Source organism: Cryobacterium sp. TMT1-62 (assembly GCF_004403145.1).
GTDB classification, from domain to species: domain Bacteria; phylum Actinomycetota; class Actinomycetes; order Actinomycetales; family Microbacteriaceae; genus Cryobacterium; species Cryobacterium sandaracinum.
Map to the genome: position 1 here is coordinate 1 of NZ_SOGZ01000016.1, position 18,635 is coordinate 18,635.

General features: G+C 69.0%; 15 protein-coding genes. 9 read left to right on the forward strand and 6 right to left on the reverse strand.

What is annotated here, in order from left to right:
• Positions 1 to 723 precede the first annotated feature (723 nt).
• Together E3T34_RS03680 and E3T34_RS03685 are read left to right on the forward strand one after the other, a co-directional pair.
• A complete protein-coding gene (locus E3T34_RS03680) occupies positions 724 to 2,445 on the forward strand; it encodes an ABC transporter ATP-binding protein (RefSeq protein ID WP_104100201.1) in 1,722 nt (573 codons plus the stop codon).
• Complete coding sequence (locus tag E3T34_RS03685) at positions 2,442 to 4,247, forward strand: ABC transporter ATP-binding protein (protein ID WP_104100193.1); 1,806 nt, start codon at positions 2,442 to 2,444, stop codon at positions 4,245 to 4,247. Before E3T34_RS03680 ends, E3T34_RS03685 begins: the two co-directional genes overlap by 4 nt.
• Before the next feature lie 28 nt (positions 4,248 to 4,275).
• Here E3T34_RS03685 and E3T34_RS03690 read toward each other — a convergent pair whose 3' ends face one another.
• From E3T34_RS03690 to E3T34_RS03700, 3 genes are all read right to left on the reverse strand, one after another.
• Entirely contained in the window at positions 4,276 to 4,722 is a 447-nt protein-coding gene (locus tag E3T34_RS03690) for a cupin domain-containing protein (RefSeq protein WP_198411461.1), read from the reverse strand.
• Between the two features lie 64 nt (positions 4,723 to 4,786).
• Complete coding sequence (locus E3T34_RS03695; RefSeq protein ID WP_104100192.1) at positions 4,787 to 5,107, reverse strand: MGMT family protein; 321 nt, start codon at positions 5,105 to 5,107, stop codon at positions 4,787 to 4,789.
• 10 nt (positions 5,108 to 5,117) lie between these two features.
• On the reverse strand, positions 5,118 to 5,570 hold the full coding sequence (locus E3T34_RS03700; RefSeq protein WP_104100191.1) for a GNAT family N-acetyltransferase: 453 nt from the start codon (positions 5,568 to 5,570) through the stop codon (positions 5,118 to 5,120).
• A gap of 175 nt (positions 5,571 to 5,745) precedes the next feature.
• Between E3T34_RS03700 and E3T34_RS03705 the strand changes: the two genes are divergently transcribed.
• From E3T34_RS03705 to E3T34_RS16655, 6 genes are all read left to right on the forward strand, one after another.
• A complete protein-coding gene (locus tag E3T34_RS03705) occupies positions 5,746 to 6,960 on the forward strand; it encodes an NADP-dependent isocitrate dehydrogenase (protein WP_104100190.1) in 1,215 nt (404 codons plus the stop codon).
• 138 nt (positions 6,961 to 7,098) lie between these two features.
• Positions 7,099 to 9,084 carry a heavy metal translocating P-type ATPase gene (locus E3T34_RS03710; protein WP_134342221.1) on the forward strand — a complete coding sequence of 662 codons (1,986 nt, stop codon included), beginning with the start codon at positions 7,099 to 7,101 and terminating at the stop codon, positions 9,082 to 9,084.
• Positions 9,085 to 9,257: 173 nt separating this feature from the next.
• Positions 9,258 to 12,347: a S8 family peptidase gene (locus E3T34_RS03715; protein ID WP_241977330.1), complete on the forward strand. Its 3,090-nt coding sequence runs from the start codon at positions 9,258 to 9,260 to the stop codon at positions 12,345 to 12,347.
• 196 nt (positions 12,348 to 12,543) lie between these two features.
• Positions 12,544 to 13,758 (forward strand): MFS transporter, encoded by a 1,215-nt coding sequence (locus E3T34_RS03720; protein ID WP_241972965.1) that lies wholly within the window; start codon positions 12,544 to 12,546, stop codon positions 13,756 to 13,758.
• Positions 13,759 to 13,855: 97 nt separating this feature from the next.
• Positions 13,856 to 14,560 (forward strand): DUF222 domain-containing protein, encoded by a 705-nt coding sequence (locus tag E3T34_RS16650; RefSeq protein ID WP_166785829.1) that lies wholly within the window; start codon positions 13,856 to 13,858, stop codon positions 14,558 to 14,560.
• A 31-nt stretch (positions 14,561 to 14,591) separates the two neighbouring features.
• Positions 14,592 to 15,323, forward strand: coding sequence for a DUF222 domain-containing protein (locus tag E3T34_RS16655; RefSeq protein ID WP_134342223.1), 732 nt, complete (start codon positions 14,592 to 14,594; stop codon positions 15,321 to 15,323).
• Positions 15,324 to 15,501: 178 nt separating this feature from the next.
• On the opposite strand, the gene E3T34_RS15705 is transcribed toward E3T34_RS16655, so the two are convergent.
• From E3T34_RS15705 to E3T34_RS03745, 3 genes are all read right to left on the reverse strand, one after another.
• The gene (locus E3T34_RS15705; protein ID WP_166785828.1) at positions 15,502 to 15,786 is read right to left on the reverse strand and encodes a hypothetical protein; all 285 of its coding nucleotides are present in this window, start codon (positions 15,784 to 15,786) and stop codon (positions 15,502 to 15,504) included.
• An 82-nt stretch (positions 15,787 to 15,868) separates the two neighbouring features.
• The gene (locus E3T34_RS03740) at positions 15,869 to 16,225 is read right to left on the reverse strand and encodes a YrdB family protein (RefSeq protein WP_241972966.1); all 357 of its coding nucleotides are present in this window, start codon (positions 16,223 to 16,225) and stop codon (positions 15,869 to 15,871) included.
• A gap of 28 nt (positions 16,226 to 16,253) precedes the next feature.
• Entirely contained in the window at positions 16,254 to 17,126 is an 873-nt protein-coding gene (locus tag E3T34_RS03745; protein WP_104100182.1) for a formyltetrahydrofolate deformylase, read from the reverse strand.
• 166 nt (positions 17,127 to 17,292) lie between these two features.
• On the opposite strand from E3T34_RS03745, the gene E3T34_RS03750 reads away from it, so the two are divergent.
• Positions 17,293 to 18,609 carry an MFS transporter gene (locus E3T34_RS03750; protein WP_104100181.1) on the forward strand — a complete coding sequence of 439 codons (1,317 nt, stop codon included), beginning with the start codon at positions 17,293 to 17,295 and terminating at the stop codon, positions 18,607 to 18,609.
• The last annotated feature ends 26 nt before the right edge of the window (positions 18,610 to 18,635 follow it).

Here is an 18,635-nt window from a genome sequence, read left to right on the forward strand (position 1 = left end):
GGCGGCTCCCCGGTCGCTTCGCCGGCGCTGCGCGCGTGCTGCGCCGCTCCGCGCACGGCACGCCACGCGCGGGGCGGCGCATGACCGGCGCGCCGAATCCGAGCCACCCATCTCCGACTTCGAGAAGCTCGAGGGCTGCGTCACCTGCCTGAGCGTACGGGTGCGCTGAATCCCGATCCCCGAATTCGGCGCTTGCGCCCGAGGCCCCGGAACCGTAGTCTGAGAGGCTGCCTGATCAGGGGGGCACAGCTCAGACACCACGCGCTCAGGAGGCCGACATGACCAAGACAGCACCGTTCACGATCGCAACGTGTGCGAACGACGGCGCGCGCCTTGGCGCAGCCACCTCGTTCCCGCGCGCCGCTTAGCCTGCCCCCTCCCGCGATCTCCCGCCCCGCCTCGGGCCTGACTCCGGGCCGCTGACACCCAGCGACCGGCTCCGCCCCGCAGGCCGGCAGCCATGCTGCCCCCGGAAGCTACGGCTTCCACCCCCGCCGACCGACGTGCTCGTCGTCGGCCTCCCGGCGCCGCGCGCCGCCGTTCACTGGAACCAGACTCGTTCAGGACTCACTCGTGACCACGCTCACCGACCACAGCCATCCGCCCGACCCCGACCCCGCAGCGGGAACCGACCCCGTTGCCCTGCCCCGGAGGAACACCCTCCAGGTGCTGCTGCGCCTCTACCCCTTCGCCCGGCCGGCCCTGCCGCGGCTGGCCCTCGGCATGCTCGCCGCCCTGCTGGCGGCGCTTGTGGCGCTCACCATCCCGCAGGTGCTGCAGCGCCTCGTCGACGGTGCCCTGACTCAGCAGGACGCCGCCCAGATCTGGCCGGCCGTCATCGTGGTACTCGCCCTCGGCGTGATCGAGGCGGTGCTGATCGCACTGCGCCGCTGGTTCGTTCTCGGCCCCGGCACCCACATCGAGGCGCGGATGCGCAACGCGCTCTACGCCCGGCTGCAGGACCTCCCGGTCACATTCCACGACAAGTGGCCGAGCGGCCAACTGCTCTCCCGCGCCGTCAGCGACCTCAACCTGATCCGCCGCTGGATCTCGTTCGGCCTCGTGCTGCTCATCGTGAACGTCGTCACCGTTGTGATCGGCGCCGCCATCCTGGTGTCGATGAACTGGATCCTCGGCCTCATCTTCCTCGTCTGCTCCGTGCCGCTGTGGATCGTCGGCTACCTGTTCGAGGAGAAATACTCCGTCGTTGCGCGGCGCAGCCAGGACCAGGCCGGCGACCTCGCGACGGCCGTCGAGGAGTCGGTGCACGGCATCCGGGTGCTCAAGGCCTTCGGGCGCGGCAAGTTCGCGTTGAAGAATTTCTCCGACCAGGCCGAGAGCCTGCGCGGCACCGAGATCGAGAAGGCGCGCGCCATCGCCGGCATCTGGCTGTGGCTGCTGATGATCCCGGATGTGGCCTTCGCCCTCTGCCTCGTCGCCGGTGTCTGGCTGGCCGGCCAGGGCGAGTTCAGCGTGGGCGGGCTCGTGGCCTTCTTCGCCACGGCCACCGTGCTGCGCTGGCCGATCGAGTCGGTCGGGTTCCTGCTGTCGATGACCTTCGATGCCCGCACCGCGACCGACCGGTTCTTCGACGTGCTCGACGCGCCGAACGCCATCACCGACCCCGAGCATCCCGTCACCGTCGACCGGCCCCGCGGCCGCCTCGCGTTCGAGAACGTGCACTTCCGCTACCCCGACTCGCCGAGCCGCTTCCCGGACCTGCTCGACGGCGTGGACCTGGTGCTCGAACCGGGGGAGACCATGGCGCTCGTTGGTCTGACCGGCTCCGGCAAGTCCACCCTGACGGCGCTCACCACCCGCCTCTACGACGTGACGGAGGGGGCGGTGACCCTCGACGGGGTCGACGTGCGCTCCCTCGGCCGCGAGGAACTGCGTCGCCACCTGTCGATGGCGTTCGAGGATGCGACGCTGTTCTCGGCATCCGTGCGCGACAACGTGCTGCTCGGCCGTCCGGAGTGGGCCGAGCGCTCGCCCGAAGCGGATGCCGCACTCGAGGAGGCGCTCATGGTTGCCCAGGCCGGCTTCGCCCACGACCTCCCGGAGGGCGTGGACACGCTCGTCGGAGAGGAAGGGATGAGCCTCTCCGGCGGCCAGCGGCAGCGGATCGCGCTCGCGCGGGCGGTGGCGGCGAAACCCGCCGTGCTCGTGCTCGACGACCCGTTGTCGGCGCTCGACGTGAACACCGAGTCCCTTGTCGAAGCCGCGCTGCGCGAGGTGCTCTCCGCGACCACGGCGCTGATCGTGGCGCACCGGCCGTCCACCGTGATGCTCGCCGACCGGGTGGCGCTGCTCCAGAACGGGCGTGTCACCGCGATCGGACGGCACTCCGATCTACTCCGCGAGAGCGAACACTACAAGTTCGTCATCTCGAGCCTGGAAGACGAAGAACGACGAGAGTCCGCACGAGAGGAGGCGGCGCGATGACCGTCACCGGTGTCGAGGGCGAAGACCGCAGCAACTTCACCGCCGCGGAGAGCAAGCAGATCCGGGGCCGGTCGCTGCGCCTGCTCGGGTCGCTGCTGCACCCGGTGCGCTTTTCGGTCCTCGCGGCAATGCTGATCGTGGTCGTGTCCACGGCCGCGCAGGTGGCCGGCCCGGCCCTGATCGCGTTCGGGATCGACCGCGGTCTGCCTGCGCTGATGGAGCAGGACTGGGTGCCGCTGGCCGCCACGGGGGTGGTCTACCTCGCCACGGGTGTGGTCGGGGCCATCCTGATCGCCTGGTACACGATCATGTCGGCGCGGATCAGCCAGGCCGTGCTGATCGACCTGCGCAAGAGGGTTTTCCTGCACACGCAGCGGCTGAGCCTCGAATTCCACGAGTCGTACACCTCGGGGCGCATCATCTCCCGGCAGACCAGCGACCTCGACGCCATCCGGGAACTGCTGGATTCGGGCATCAACCAGCTCGTGCAGGGGCTGCTGTACATGGTGTTCACGGCGATCGCCCTGTTCCTGCTCGACGGTACGAGCGGGCTTGTCCTGCTCGCGTCGATCGTGCCGTTGGCGCTGCTCACCCGCTGGTTCCAGGTGCGCTCGCAAACGCTCTTCCGCCGGTCGAGAACGGCGTCGGCGAGCCTGATCGTGCAGTTCGTGGAGACCATGACCGGCATCCGTGCGGTCAAAGCCTTCCGGGCGGAGAAACGCAACGAGAAGGTGTTCGGCGAACTGGTCGAGGACTACCGCAAGGTGAATGAGCGGGTCATCCAGCTGTTCGGCATCTTCGATCCGGGTCTCGTGTTGATCGGGAACGTGGCCGTCGCGGTCGTTCTCCTGGTCGGCGGGTTCCGCGTCGTCGACGGCCAGCTCTATATCGGCGCGCTGCTCGCGGCCCTGCTCTACACCCGCCGGTTCTTCGACCCGATGGAGGAGATGGCGATGTTCTACAACTCCTACCAGTCGGCCGCCGCGGCGCTGGAGAAGATCTCCGGGGTGCTCGAGGAGCATCCCGGAGTGCCGGACCCGGTGACGCCGGTCGACCTCTGGGCGGCAAAGGGTGCGGTCTCGTTCGAGAACGTGCAATTCGAATACCAGAGCGACCGGGTCATCCTGCCGCAGTTCGACCTGACGATCCCGGCCGGGCAGACCATCGCCCTGGTTGGGTCGACCGGGGCCGGCAAGTCCACCCTGGCCAAGCTGATGGCGCGTTTCTACGACCCGTCGGTGGGTCAGGTGACCCTCGACGGCGTCGACCTGCGCGACCTGCACCCCAAGGACCTGCGCCGAGCGATCGTCATGGTCACCCAGGAGGCCTACCTGTTCAGCGGTTCGGTCGCCGACAACATTTCGATCGGCAAACCGGATGCGACGCCCGCCGAGATCGTGGCGGCGGCCCGAGCGGTCGGCGCGCACGACTTCATCGCGGGGCTGCCGAACGGGTACGACACCGACGTGAACAAGCGCGGCGGGCGCGTCTCCGCCGGGCAGAGGCAGCTGATCTCGTTCGCTCGGGCGTTCCTGGCCGACCCGGCGGTGCTCATCCTCGACGAGGCCACCTCGAGTCTGGACATCCCGAGTGAACGCCTCGTGCAGCAGGCGCTGCAGACACTGCTCGGGGGACGCACCGCCGTGATCATCGCGCATCGCCTATCGACTGTGGCGATCGCCGACCGGGTGCTCGTGATGGAGCACGGGCGCATCGTGGAGGACGGCACGCCCGACCACTTGATCGCCGGCACCGGCCGGTTCGCGCAGCTGCACGCCGCCTGGCGCGACTCGCTGGTGTGATCGGCGACGCGACTCGCGGCGCGAGCGGTTAGGCGAACCCCCAGGCCTTTTCCTCGTCGCTCGAGTCGTCGGAGAGCGGCGTGCCCGTCAGGGGGCGGTTGGAGGCGACCGGTCCGAGCGGGTGGTAGCTGGGATCCCGCGGGATCGCGGGCGATTCCTTGAGTTCGACGAAGATCGCGTGCGTCGGCGTGCGGCCGATGTTCACGCCGGCGTGCTCCTGGGCCGGCAGCCAGCGGGTCTCGCCGGCGGGCAGCTCGACGTCGATTTCGCGGCCCTCCGACGACAGGCGCCGGGCGTAGGCGCTGAGCGTGATCATGACGCTGTCGGGATGCTCGTGGGGATTGGTCTCATCGCCGGGAGCGTCGAGGAACTCGAGCACGCGAACGCGGTCGTTCTCAAGCAGTACTCGGTAGGCGCCCGGGTCGGTGACGACGGGATCGAGGGCGGTGTGTGCGGCTGTGCTTTCGCTGTCCATGAAAAACGGTAGCATCCGGCGCAGCCTCGAACCAAGCATTGCGGGCAACCCCGGGCGGTGATCGCTATGCGGGGCTCCAGCGCGCCGCCGCGTAATCGATGCGGTAGCCGTATGCCCCGGCCTTCAACGGGGTGCCCTCCGCGGTGTAGTGGGGGAGCGCGCGCTCCTCGTGCCCGATCGGCGGGCGTCCGCCGGCCCGGATCACACGCCACCAGGGCAGCGCGGTGCCGTGGCGCGCCATGATCTGCCCGACCAGGCGGGCTCCACGGGAGCCGAGCACGGCCGCGACATCACCGTAGGTCATCACGCGACCGGCCGGGATCGACTCCACGATTCCGAGAACGTGCGTGACGAAGGCAGGTTCCCGGGTGCCGGCATCCGTCATCGGCTGCGAGTCAGAGCTGCAATGCGCCGATAATCTCGCCGTAGACGGTTTGGCCGATGTCGCTGAAGCCCAGGCGGTGGAAGAACGACTCCGGCCCCTCTTCGCCGGGTTCCCAGATCACGGTGATGTGGTCGAAGCCGCGCTTGCGGGCCTCGGCGGCGAGTGCGTCTGCGGCGAACTTGCCGACACCCTTGCCCTGGGCCTCCGCGTCCACGTTGATGCGCCAGATGCAGGCACGGAATTCTTCGTGCGGTGAGTCGGGGTCAAAGTTTCCGTGAATGAAGCCGGCAACCTCGCCGTCCAGCAGAACGACGCGCTGCCAGGCGGTAGCAGGGTTGATGACGGACGCCGCGACCGCGTAGGAGACGGGGGCGATGAACTGCTCCTGACCCGGTTTCAGGCTCAGGCTGTTCGCCGCGACGATGTTGCGCGCGGACAGTTCTTCCAGTCGTAGTTCACCCATGCGAACAGGCTAACGTGCACCGGAGCCGGCCGGTAGTCGGGTTTTCGGACGACAGGGCGTGGGGGGTGGCCCCATCCGGAAGATCCGGAAACTGTCTCGATGTCAAGATAGTTACGTCGCTCCACTAGAATCGGTGTGGCTATTCTTGCCCCCCGATATTCTGAGGAGATTTCCATTGGCGAAGATCAAGGTTGAAGGCACTGTCGTCGAGCTCGACGGGGACGAGATGACCCGCATCATCTGGCACGCGATCAAGGAGACCTTGATCCACCCGTACCTCGACATCGACCTCGAGTATTACGACCTGTCGATCCAAAAGCGCGACGAGACCGACGACCAGATCACGATCGACTCGGCCCGCGCCATCCAGAAGCACGGCGTCGGCGTCAAGTGCGCGACCATCACGCCCGACGAGGCGCGCGTCGAGGAATTCGGCCTGAAGAAGATGTGGGCGTCGCCCAACGGCACCATCCGCAACATCCTCGGCGGCACCATCTTCCGCGAACCCATCATCATCTCGAACATCCCGCGCCTCGTGCCGGGCTGGAATAAGCCGATCATCATCGGCCGCCACGCGTTCGGCGACCAGTACAAGGCCACCAACTTCCGCTTCGAGGGCGAGGGCACGCTCAGCATGACCTTCACCCCGAAGGACGGCTCGGCCCCGCAAGAGTTCGAGGTATTCCAGGCCCCCGGCAGCGGCGTCGCGATGGGGATGTACAACCTCGACGACTCCATCCGCGACTTCGCCCGCGCGTCGTTGAACTACGGCCTCGAGCGCAAGTACCCGGTCTACCTGTCGACGAAGAACACGATCCTCAAGGCTTATGACGGCCGCTTCAAGGACATCTTCCAGGAAATCTTCGACGCCGAGTTCAAGGCCCGCTACGACGCGGCCGGCCTCAGCTACGAGCACCGCCTGATCGACGACATGGTCGCCTCTGCCATGAAGTGGGAGGGCGGTTACGTCTGGGCCTGCAAGAACTACGACGGCGACGTGCAGTCGGACACCGTCGCGCAGGGCTTCGGCTCGCTCGGCCTGATGACCAGCGTGCTCTCCACGCCTGACGGCAAGGTCGTCGAGGCCGAGGCCGCGCACGGCACCGTGACGCGCCACTACCGCCAGCACCAGCAGGGCAAGGCCACCTCGACCAACCCGATCGCCTCGATCTATGCCTGGACCCGCGGCCTCGCGCACCGCGCCAAGCTTGACGGGAACCCGGCGCTCGCCGAGTTCGCCAACACGCTCGAAGACGTGGTCATCAAGACCGTCGAGAGCGGCAAGATGACCAAGGACCTCGCGCTTCTCGTGGGCCCGGAGCAGGCCTTCCAGACGACCGAGGAGTTCCTCGCGGCCATCGCGGAGAACCTCCAGGCCCGCATGGCCTAACCCGCAGCGACAGGGTGGCAGTCTCACCCCCCCCCCCGGGTGAGGCTGCCGCCCTTTTTTAGGCGTTTTTCCGGGTTTTCCCGGCCCTGAGGGGAGGCTTTCCTTGCTGGCGGTGGCCGGCNAGGCAAGAATATGACCATGTCGTCTCTGGTCGCCGCCGTTCGTCGTTACCCGCTCGTCGCCACGACCGTGCTGCTCGGGCTCATCGGCGCGGTGCTCGCCCTGGGCGGTCAGACGGATGCCGTGCGCTGGCTGTTCAGTGGATTCGGCCTGCTGGTCGCCGGTTACGAAACGATCGGCATGGTACGACGGCTGCTGGGCGGCACCCTCGGTGTCGACGTGCTCGCGATCACGGCCATCGTCGCCACGGTGCTGGTGGGCGAATACGTGGCCACCCTGATCATCGTGCTGATGCTCACCGGAGGCGCGGCCCTCGAAGACTTCGCCGTGAACCGGGCCAAGCGCGAGCTCGACGCCCTGCTCCGGCGGGCCCCGCAGATCGCGCACCGGCTCGGCGCCGGCGCCGGCACCGGCACCGGCACCGATACCGATACCGATACCGATACCGATACCGATACCGATACCGATACCGATACCGATACCGGAAACGGAAACGGCGAGGTCGAGGACGTGCCGGCCACCGACGTGCGGCCGGGCGACCTGCTTCTCGTTCGCCCTGCCGAGATCGTGCCGGTCGACGGCGCTCTGGTCTCAGTCAGCGCAGTCTTCGACGAGTCCTCGCTCACCGGGGAGAGCCTCCCGGTCGAGCGCGAAGCCGGCGACGCCGTGCTCAGCGGGTCGATCAACGGCCAGGCTGCCGCCACCATCCGAGCCACCGCGACCGCCGCGGACAGCCAGTACCAGCAGATCATCGCGCTGGTCGAAGAGGCATCGGCCAGCAAGGCCCCCGTGGTGCGCCTGGCGGACCGCTACGCCGTGCCGTTCACTGCGGTCTCGCTCTCGATCGCCGCCCTGGCCTGGATCGTCAGCGGCGACCCGGCCCGGTTTGCCGAGGTGCTGGTGGTGGCGACCCCCTGCCCACTCCTGATCTCCGCACCGGTCGCCTTCATGGGCGGCATGAGCCGGGCCGCCCGCAACGGCATCATCGTTAAGGGCGGTGGGGTGCTCGAAATGCTCTCTCGGGCCAAAACCGTGGTCTTCGACAAGACCGGCACGCTCACCCACGGCAGCCCCACCATCGCCCGCGTGCTTCCCGAGCCCGGCTTCGACGAGGACGAGTTGCTCGTACTCGCCGCGTCCGCGGAGCAGTACTCGTCGCACGTGCTCGCGGCATCCGTGATCGCGGCGGCCCGGACCCGCGGGCTAGAGCTGATCGGGTCGGAGACCGCGAACGAGGTTCCCGCGCACGGCGTCGTGGCCCGGCTGGGCGCCCGCGAGGTCACCGTGGGCAAGCTGTCGTTCATCCGGGAACGGGCGACGGATGCCGTGGCCGCCCCGATCGAGGGCGGCGAACTGGCCATCTACATCGCCGTCGACGGGCGCTTCGCCGGCAGCATCGTCGCCAGTGACACGCTGCGGGAGAACGCACCGCAGACTCTGGCGGATCTGCGGGCGCTCGGCCTGCGGGACACCGTGATGCTCACCGGCGACGCTCGGCCCACCGCCGAGCACATCGCGGCGCTGGTGGGGATCGAGCAGGTGCAGGCGGACTGCCTGCCCGCCGACAAGGTCAACGCCGTGCGTGGCCTGGCCCACCGCCCGGTGATCATGGTCGGCGACGGGGTGAACGACGCACCCGTGCTGGCCGTCGCCGACGTCGGTATCGCCATGGGAGCCCGCGGGGCCACGGCCGCGAGCGAATCGGCCGACGTCGTCATCCTGATCGACGACCTGACCCGCGCGGCCCGCGCGGTCGCGATCGGCCAGGACACCATCCGGATCGCGCTGCAGAGCATCTGGCTCGGCATCGCTCTGAGCCTCGGCCTGATGGTCCTGGCCGCGTTCGGCTTCATTCCCGCCACCGCGGGAGCACTATTGCAGGAATTCGTCGACCTGGCCACGATCCTGAACGCGTTGCGGGCGATCGGCGGCCGCCGGGACGCCTCGGTGCAGGCCCAGATCGCCGCTCGCAAGCCGGCGGCGGCCGGCGCGCTGAGTCGCTGAGTCGCTGAGTCGCTGAGTCGCTGAGTCGCGTCACCCTACTGTGCTGGATGCCCCCCAGTTCAGGTGTCAACGCGTGCAAGTTGCACAGTCTGAGGTCGAATTCAGCTAGCTTCAAGTTCATGTGCCTCCGTTGGGGGTCAACCTTTCGTCGTTGAACGGATTGGATGATGCACGTGAACTCACGAAATCGGCATTTCTCACCCTGGGACCTCGACCCCCGGCCGCCGCGCGCACTGTGTAGGGCCACCGCGGTGGCCCTGACCGTCGGGCTGGTGGCTACCGCGGCCCTCGTCGGCGGCACCGTCGCAGCCGGCGCCGCACCGCAGCAGGCTCCGCGGTTGGCCATTGAAAAACCGGCCACCGCCTTCGAGGCCGGCCGCTACGTCGTCACGCTGGCCGCCAGCGCGGTCGCCGCCTACTCCGGCGGCGTCGCCGGTTTCGACGCCACCAAGCCGGCCCCGGGCCGGCAGCTCGACGCGAGCTCGAAGAACGCGACCGCTTACGCCGCGCACCTCGCAACCGAGCAGAGAAGGGTCGCCGCGGCCGCCGGGGTGAGCGTCAGCGTCTCCTACACGACCGCACTCAACGGATTCGCCGCCGAACTCACCGCGGTCCAGGCCGCCGCACTCTCCGCGAACCGAGAGGTTCTCGCCGTCGAGAAGGACGCGATCCGCCGGGTCACGGCGCAGTCCTCGACCGACTTCCTCGGGCTCGGTGACGCCGCCGGCGTCGGCGGGGTCTGGGACGCGGTCGGCGGCGTTGACGCGGCCGGCGCCGGCGTCGTCGTCGGTATCATCGACACCGGCATCGCCCCGGAGAACGGGTCCTTCGCCGGCGACCCCCTCGGCACCGATCTCGGCGACGCTCCGTTTCGCACGGCCGACGGCGGCATCCGCTTCGGCAAGTCCGACGGCGGCACCTTCACCGGCGCCTGCGTCGTGGGTGTGCAGTTCACCGCAGACGACTGCAGCACCAAAATCGTCGGTGCCCGGTACTACGTCGACGGGTTCGGCGCCTCCCGGATCGGTGCCGAAAGCGTCGGCGAATACCTTTCGCCGCGCGACGGCGACGGCCACGGCTCACACACCGGCGGCACCGCAGCCGGCAACCACGCCGTCGGCGCGTCGGTCGGTGGCATCGACTTCGGCACCATCTCGGGCGTTGCGCCCGCGGCGAAGATCGCCGCGTACAAGGTCTGCTGGTCCGGCCCCGACCCGGTCAGCCAGGACGACGACGGATGCGCCACCAGCGACCTCCTCTCGGCGATCGACCAGGCCACGGCCGACGGTGTCGACGTGATCAACTTCTCGATCGGCGGCGGTGCGGCCCAGACCACGGTCTCCGCCACCGACGTCGCCTTCCTGGGCGCGGCATCCGCCGGCATCTTCGTGGCGGCGTCGGCCGGTAACGCCGGTCCCGACGCCTCCACGCTCGATAACGCGTCGCCGTGGATCACCACCGTGGCGGCCAGCACCATTCCGAGCTACGAGGCCACCGCCACCCTCGGCAGCGGCCCTGCCTATGGCGGCGGCTCGATCACGGTCCCTGCCGTCGGCGTGACCGGTGCGCTGGTGCGCGGTGACCTCGTCGCCGCCCGGCGCGGAACAGACCCCTTGCTCTGCGGGCCGAACTCGCTCGACCCGGCCAAGGTGACCGGCACGATCGTGTTCTGTCAGCGCGGCGTCTATGACCGGGTCGCCAAGTCCGTCGAGGTGAAGCGTGCCGGGGGTATCGGCATGGTGCTGGTGAACAAGACGGCCAGCTCGCTCGACCTCGACCAGCACGCGGTGCCGACGGTGCACCTCAACGCCGAAGCGTTCGCCACGGCCTTCGCCTACGCAGGCACCGCCGGGGCGACCGTGACCCTCACGCCGGGCAATGCGCTCGGGACCACTCCGCCCGCCCCGCAGGTCGCCGGGTTCTCCTCGCGCGGACCGATACTTGCCGACGGCAGTGACATCATCAAGCCGGACGTCTCGGCGCCCGGGGTTGCGATTCTCGCCGGCGGTGCCAACGCTGCGGGCGCGGCAGGCACGTACCAGTTCCTGTCCGGAACGTCGATGTCGTCGCCGCACGTGGCGGGCCTTGCCGCCCTCTACCTGGGCCAGACGCCGAGCGCGAGCCCGGCCGAGGTGAAATCGGCCTTCATGACCACCGCCTACAACACGGTCACCGGCTCCGGCGCTGCCGTGACCGACCCGTTTCTGCAGGGCGCCGGCCACATCGACCCGACGAAGTTCTTCAGACCGGGACTCGTCTACCTGAACGGGGAGAGCGACTGGATGTCCTACATCAAGGGCGCCGGCTACACCGGGGGCGGCCTGGACGCCGTCACCGCGGTCGACCCGTCGAACCTCAACCTGGCCTCGATCGGCATCGGTTCGCTCACCCGGCCGGAGACGATCACCCGCACGGTGACGTCGACCCAGGCGGGCACCTTCGACGCCTCTGTGTCCGGCCTCGCCGGCATCGACGTGACGATCGAGCCGTCCACGCTGACCTTCGGCGCGGCAGGGGAGACTCAGTCCTACACGGCGACGTTCTCCCGAACGGATGCGCCCGTCGACACGTTCGCGACCGGCTCGCTCAGCTGGACCAGCGGCGCGACCGTCGTGCACAGCCCGGTGGCGGTCAAGCCCGTCACCCTCGAGTCGCCGATCACCGCCGACGGAACCGGTCTGGCCGGCTCCGTCGGCATCCGCGTGACGCCCGGCACGACCTCCGACATCCCCCTGGCGACCGACGGCCTCGCGGCCGGCGTGCTGCTCAGAGAGAAGAAGGGCGGCCCGGGCAAGGCCTACACCGGAACGGGGCTCCCCGGAACGGAGATCGTCTTCACCGTGCAGGTTCCGGCGGGAACGGTGTTGCAGCGCTTCGACCTTGATTCACTAACCGACGCCGCCGACCTTGACCTGGTGGTCAACCGATTGAGCGGCAAGGGCGGCACGCCGATCGAAGGCTGGCAGTCGGCCACGGCGGCGACGGACGAACACGTCGACCTGCTGAACCCGACGGCCGGGTACTACCAGGTTGTCGCGTCGGTCTTCAGTGGCACCGACCGGTACGACCTGACCACCTTCACGGTCGCGCCGGGTGCCGGCGCCGGAGCGTTCACCGTTGCCCCGAACCCTCTCCCGGGAGTGCAGGGCGTTGAAGCGACCTACACGGCCTCGTGGAGTGGTCTGGCCGCGGGCACGGATTACCTCGGGCTGGTGCGCTACGGCGACACTGGCTTCTCGACGGTCGTGGCGGTGGAGAACTAGCGGCCGCCAGGTTCGTCAGCGAGGTCGGACTCGCCCGCTGCGTCCGGCGTCGAACCAATTCGACGGAGATTTTGCGACACGAGGCCGCTTGCGAGCTGTTTCGAACCCGTTTTGGGCAAAATCTCCGTCGAATTCGTCAGGGTGCGGTTCTGGGCGGGCGGCGGACGGATACCGAGCGACGGCTTACCCTGAGGTAATGCGATTCGCACGAATGCGCCGAGGCGGCGAGAACCTCGGCGTGAGCCGGCCGCGGCTGTCCCGAGAGGTCTACGTGCTCGGCGTGATCGCGTTCTTCGTGATGGTGGGCTTCGGCGTCGTCGTGCCGGTGCTGCCCGTCTACGTGCGCAGCTTCGGGGTCGGCTACCTGGAAATCGGCGCCGTCGTCTCCGCGTTCGCGCTGATGCGCTTCGTCTCCAGCCCGTTCACCGGGCGCCTGATCGACTGGGCCGGCGAACGCGTGATCCTGGCCTCCGGCATCGGGATCGTCGCCGTTTCCAGCGGGCTGGTCGGCGTGGCCCAGAACTATCCGCAGCTGCTGCTCCTGCGCGGAGCCGGCGGCGTCGGTTCGGCCCTGTTCACGGTGGCGGCCATGACTCTCCTGCTCGGCTCCACGGCACCGGGATTCCGGGCCAGGGCCATCGGGTTCTACCAGGGTGGGTTCCTGCTCGGCGGGATGGCCGGCCCCGCGCTCGGCGGGCTCCTCGCCACGATCTCGCTCACCGCGCCGTTCTTCTTCTACGCCGCGACGCTCGCCGTTGCCGGCATCCTCGGGCTCGTGCTGCTGCGCCCGGTGCGGGGTGGGGTCGCCGCGGCCGGCCCGGCGCCCGAGCGCATCCCGTTCCGAACGGTGCTGCGGGACACCCGGTTCCGCGCGGCGTGCATCGCTAACTTCTCCACCGGCTGGAACTCGTTCGGCGTGCGCAACGCCCTGATCCCCGTGCTGGTCGTCGAGGTGCTGCGGGGTCCGACCGCCTGGACCGGCATCGCCTTCGCCTTCGCGGCCGTCGCCCAGACGGTGGCACTCGCGCCGGCCGCGCGGTTCGTCGACACTGTGGGCCGTCGCCCGGCCATCATCGGAGCGTTCCTGGTTGCCGGGGTCACCATCCTCGCGGTCCCGTTCGCGCCGAACATCATCGTGCTCACGGCCCTGCTTTGCCTCTACGGCGTGGCCTCGGCGTTCATGGGCACCGCCCCGGCCGCATCCGTCGGCGACGCGGCCGGCGCCGGTGGCGGTCGACCCGTGTCGGTCTTCTCGATGTTCTCCGACCTGGGTGCCATCGTCGGCCCGCTCGCGGCCGGGTTTCTCGTTGACAGCGCCTCCTATCCGGTAGCCTTCGGCGTCGGCGCCTTGCTGTTCTTCGCGACCTCTGTCTACGCGCTGCGGATGCCGCGGCAGGCCCGCCCGGCGTAGTCCCGCCCCGAGAGAGGTCGAATACAGCTACGAAACTGTCACCAATAAATAGTGACAGAGACTCGACTTCATGTGCGCAACGAGGTATCCTCGTAACATGACGAACCTCGCAGAAGACCTCAGGCAGGCGGCCGACGCCGTCGCGCTGTTGCGTTCCTCGCGCGCCGACCTCGCAGCCCTTCCCGACGCCGGGGCGCTGGCCGGCCAGAAGCGAATCGCATGCGCCCGCCGTCTGCTCGACACCTATGCCGCGTTGATGGCCGCAACCATTGCTGACCGTTCGCGGCCGGAGCTCGGCCATTCGGGGTTGGCGGCGCAGCAGGGGTACTTGTCCCCGGAAGCCCTGATCCAGAACTGGACAGGCTCGTCCAAGGGTGACGCCTACAAACTGGTCGCAGTCGGCACGATGACGGCCGACACCGAGGCGGCCGAGAAGCTGGTCGAGGAGGCGCTCTCGTCGCCCGACACGGATGCCGCCGAGGTTGCCGAATTCGTCGCGAAGGTGCCGTGGCACGCGCCGATCGCCCGGGCCGTCACCGCCGGCACGCTCTCGGTCGACGCGGCCGAGTCGATCCGCGCCGGCCTCGGCCAGATCGACGCCGCTGTCACCGCCGAGAAGCTCGGAGCGGCGCTGGAGTCCCTGCTGGCCGAGGTGTCAACGTTGAACGCCGACGATGTCTTCAAACGCGCAAGACGGATGCGTAACCACCTTGACGAGGCCGGCATCGCCGCCCGGGAGAAGCAGGCCCACGACGACCGCTACCTGAAGGTCTACCGGCTCAGCACGGGAACGTGCGCCTGAACGGCCTCTTCGCCCCCGAAGACGGGAAGTCGTGCTTTCGACCTTTGACTCCATCACCGGCCCGCGCCGCGGCGGGGTGCGATTCGTCGATAAGGAGCGGGCCGCCTGGGCCGAGAAGATGCAGGACGACCCGCGCAGCAACGAGCAGATCAACGCGGACTCGCTCGTGCAGCTGCTCACGATCGCCGGCGAGGCCGACCCCGGCCGCGTGTTCGGCGGACGACGCCCCTCGGTGCGCGTGATCGTGACCGAAAAGGCGCTCAAGACGGGGCAGACTGTGCAGGCCGGGCAGACCGGGCAGGCCGGGCCGGATCAGGCGGCCGAACCCGCCGCGCACGGGCAGATCGAGGGCAACCCCGTCCCGATCTCGCAGGACACCATCGACCGGTTGCTCTGCGACACCGGCACCCGTGGCATCAAATTCGACGAAGACGGTCAGATCATCAACGTCGGCCGTGACGAACGACTCTTCACCGAGGCACAGCGCGCCGCGATGGCAGTGCGTGACGGCGGGTGCCTTTGGGTCGGCTGCGACCGATCACCGGCCTGGAGCGAGGCCCACCACATCAGTGAGTGGCTTACGGACAATGGGTACACCGACCTCGCCAACGGAGTGCTGCTGTGCCACCCGCACCATTTGCTGCTGCATAATCAGCACTGGAAGATAACCCGCACCAAAAGCCAGTACTGGCTGCGTCCACCGGCGGAAGTCGACCCGGAGCAGACGCGTATTGTGTTGCAGAGCAAGAGGACAGGGCTGTAGGGCGGGAGTCTGGCCTTTGGTCTCGACAGGCTCGATCAGCGTCGCGGGAACCTCCGGAGGACCGGTCGCCGGTCTTGACAAGCTCGACCAGCGTCGGGGGAACCTTGGGCGGCTTCGTCACCTGGTCTGACAAGCTCGGCCGGCGTCAGGGGAACCTTGGGGCCGGGATCCTCCCGGCTCAACCCGGCTCAACCCGGTTCTGCCCGATGCCAGCGCCAGCGCACCGACTCTCCCCGAGCAGTTTCCGGTGCAGCATCGCGGTTGCCACGTTATCCTGTGGGGACCTCATCTCGGCCGCGGCCCCGAGCACGACCAGGGAGACTCCGATCCCCTCGGCAAGCAGGATGGTGCCCAGCGGGAGGGCGGCGAACTTCGCCGGGAGCAACTGGCAGCGCCCGATCGGGTTGGAGACCAGGAGGTCAATGGTGCCTCGGGCATCGGCGCCTGCCCGGACGTCGGCCACGGCATGCCCAACAGCAACCGGATGGTCGTCGTCTTTCCGGCGCCGTTCGAGCCGAGGCAGCCTGACTGTGCGGCGGCCGCCCTCAGTGCAGTTCTGCGCGGCCCGAGATGACGCCGCTGACCGTGGCCACCAGGGCGAAGATCACGGCGACCAGCGGCAGGCCGAGGTCCCACCAGGCCAGCGCGGCGGCCCCGAAGACGCTGATCTCGACGATGGCCTTGCCGAACGGGTCGAGGCGGAAGACCGCCTTGGGCGAGCGGAACAGCGCCCAGAGCACAATGGCGAAGGCAGGGGCCAGGATGCCCATGAGCATGCCCGGCCACGGCAGCGGCCACGCGGTGAGGCCCCAGATGCCCAGGCTGATGAACGCGAACAATTCGAGCAGGAAGCGCACGATGTCGTTGGGGCTGGTACTGGTCGTCGCGCTCGTATCGGTCACTCGCCCCATCCTACCGAGAGGTGGGAGGCTACCTGAAGATGATGGTGCGGGCGCCGTCGAGCAGGACCCGGTGCTCGGCGAACCAGGTGACCGCCTGGGTCAGGGTGCGGCTCTCCTCGTCCTGTCCGATGGCGACGAGTTCGGCCGGGCTGCGCGAGTGGTCCACCCGCACGACGTTCTGCTCGATGATCGGACCCTCGTCGAGGTCGCCCGTGACGAAGTGGGCCGTCGCCCCGATCAATTTCACCCCGCGGGCGTGCGCCTGCTTGTAGGGGTTGGCGCCCTTGAACCCGGGCAGGAAGGAGTGGTGGATGTTGATGGCGCGGCCTTCCAGCAGCGTGCAGAGTGCGGGGGAGAGGATCTGCATATACCGGGCGAGCACCACGAGCTCGATGTCGTGCTCGGTGATGGCATCGACGACGCGAGCCTCGAAGGCCGCCTTGCCGGCGGCATCCGTCACCGGACGCGACTCGAACGGCACCCCGTAGAAGCCGACCAGGTCGCGCAGCGTGCCGTGGTTGCTCAGCACCAGCGGAACCTCGATAGGCAGCTGGCCCCCGCGCTGGCGGAAGAGCATGTCGTTGACGCAGTTTCCGGCGGTCGAGGCCAGGATCAGGGTGCGCTTGGGACGCCCGACGACGTCGATGACGGATTCCATGGCGTATCTGCGCACGACCGGGGCGAGCTCGTCCTCGAGATCAGCCTGGCTCGCCGCGGATTCCACCTGCAGCCGCATGAAGAACCGGCCGGTGTCGGCGCTGGTGAACTGCTGGCTCTCGGTGATGTTGCCGCGCGCCCGCACGATCGCGCCGCTGACCGCGTGCACGATACCCGGCTGGTCGACGCAGACGAGAGTGATCACCCAATGGTGGCGCGGGTGCGGTGCGAGGGAAGAGGTCATCGGACTAGGTTACCGGCCCCCTGCCGCACACTCGGCCCGTCGGCTAGGCTGGAAAGCGGTCGGCGCAGCACGCCGGCCCCGGGCGCGCACGTCGGCGCGCAGCCGATCCGGACCGGCCCGCGGCACACCCGCGCTGCCCCTGTTCCCGTCTGTGAGCCACAGAGCCATGTCATTCACCGCACCCATCAACCTGCCCTCGCTGGAAGCGCCGGAAGCGCCGCACGCGCCGGAGAGCATCGCGGCCGCCGCCCGACCCTTCCCCTGGGTGGGCCTGCTCGCCCTGGCCGCCGCCGTCTTCCTCTCCGTCACCTCCGAGATGCTTCCGACGGGCCTTCTACCCGACATGAGCCGGGCGCTCGGGGTCACCGAGGGACAGGTCGGCCTGCTCGTTTCCTGGTTCGCGTTCACCGTGGTGCTCACGAGCACCTCGCTCGCCCACCTCACCCGCCGCCTGCCGCGGCACGGCCTGATTGTGCTCGTGCTCGTGGTGCTGGCGATCAGCAATGTGCTCACCGCCATCGCCCCCAACTACGCCTTCATGGTCGGCGGGCGCATCATCGGCGGAATGGCCCATGGCCTGTTCTGGGCCGTCGTCGGCGCCTACGCCGCGCACCTCGTGCCGCGGGAACAGATCGGCCGTGCCGTGGCCATCACCGTCTCGGGCGGCACGCTCGCCTTCGTGTTCGGGGTGCCCATCGCCACCGCCGCCGGGCACCTGCTCGGCTGGCGGCTGTCGTTCCTGGCCCTCGCCGCCCTCATGCTGATCGGCGCGGTCGTCGTCTGGCGGTTCCTGCCGCCGGTGTCGCACTATGGTGCTCGCGTGACGGATGCCACGGCAAGCGATCCGACCGCGGCCGGCAACGCGGGGGCCGCCGCCGCACATGCCGCCACTGCTATCGCTGAACCGCGTCGCGACCCGACCATGCGCGCCGTGATCCTGCTTTCCGTGATCACCGGCCTGACCATGGTCGGGCATTACACGTTCTACACGTACATCGCCCCGTTCCTGATCGACGAGATGGGCGTGGACTCCGGCGCGGTCGCCCCGCTCCTGTTCGCCTATGGGATTGCCGGCGCGGTCGGCCTGGTGCTCTCCGGCACGGTCTTCGGCCCCCGGCCGCAGCTCGGACTCGTCATCGGCATCGCCGTGTCGGCGCTGAGCGTGACCGTGCTGGCCCTCTTCGCGGCGACGCTGCCGGTTGCCATCACCGCCTTCGTGCTCTGGGGTCTGGCCTTCGGCATGCTGCCGCCGCTGCTGCAGACGCGGCTGCTGCGTACGGCCTCGCTCCGCATCCGTGACACCGCCAGCGCCATCTACACGACCGCGTTCAACGCCGGGATCGGCGGTGGCGCCCTTCTCGGCGCCGCGCTGCTCGGCTCGGCCGGAATGCAGGCCGTGCCGCTGGTCTACGTCGGAATCCTGGTGCTGGCCTTCGTGCTGGTGATCGTCAGCGACGTCGTCGTGCGCCGCCGGGCGGCCTGACCGGCGGCGTGTCGACCTGAAACGGC

Coding starts and splice junctions, on each gene's coding strand:
- E3T34_RS03690 (WP_198411461.1), bottom strand. CDS start 4,722: ATGGACAGCGAAAGCACAGCCGCACACACCGCCCTCGATCCCGTCGTC.
- E3T34_RS03710 (WP_134342221.1), top strand. CDS start 7,099: ATGTCGTCTCTGGTCGCCGCCGTTCGTCGTTACCCGCTCGTCGCCACG.
- E3T34_RS03745 (WP_104100182.1), bottom strand. CDS start 17,126: ATGACCTCTTCCCTCGCACCGCACCCGCGCCACCATTGGGTGATCACT.
- E3T34_RS16650 (WP_166785829.1), top strand. CDS start 13,856: ATGACGAACCTCGCAGAAGACCTCAGGCAGGCGGCCGACGCCGTCGCG.
- E3T34_RS03720 (WP_241972965.1), top strand. CDS start 12,544: ATGCGATTCGCACGAATGCGCCGAGGCGGCGAGAACCTCGGCGTGAGC.
- E3T34_RS03685 (WP_104100193.1), top strand. CDS start 2,442: ATGACCGTCACCGGTGTCGAGGGCGAAGACCGCAGCAACTTCACCGCC.
- E3T34_RS03695 (WP_104100192.1), bottom strand. CDS start 5,107: ATGACGGATGCCGGCACCCGGGAACCTGCCTTCGTCACGCACGTTCTC.
- E3T34_RS03700 (WP_104100191.1), bottom strand. CDS start 5,570: ATGGGTGAACTACGACTGGAAGAACTGTCCGCGCGCAACATCGTCGCG.
- E3T34_RS03750 (WP_104100181.1), top strand. CDS start 17,293: ATGTCATTCACCGCACCCATCAACCTGCCCTCGCTGGAAGCGCCGGAA.
- E3T34_RS03680 (WP_104100201.1), top strand. CDS start 724: ATGCTCGCCGCCCTGCTGGCGGCGCTTGTGGCGCTCACCATCCCGCAG.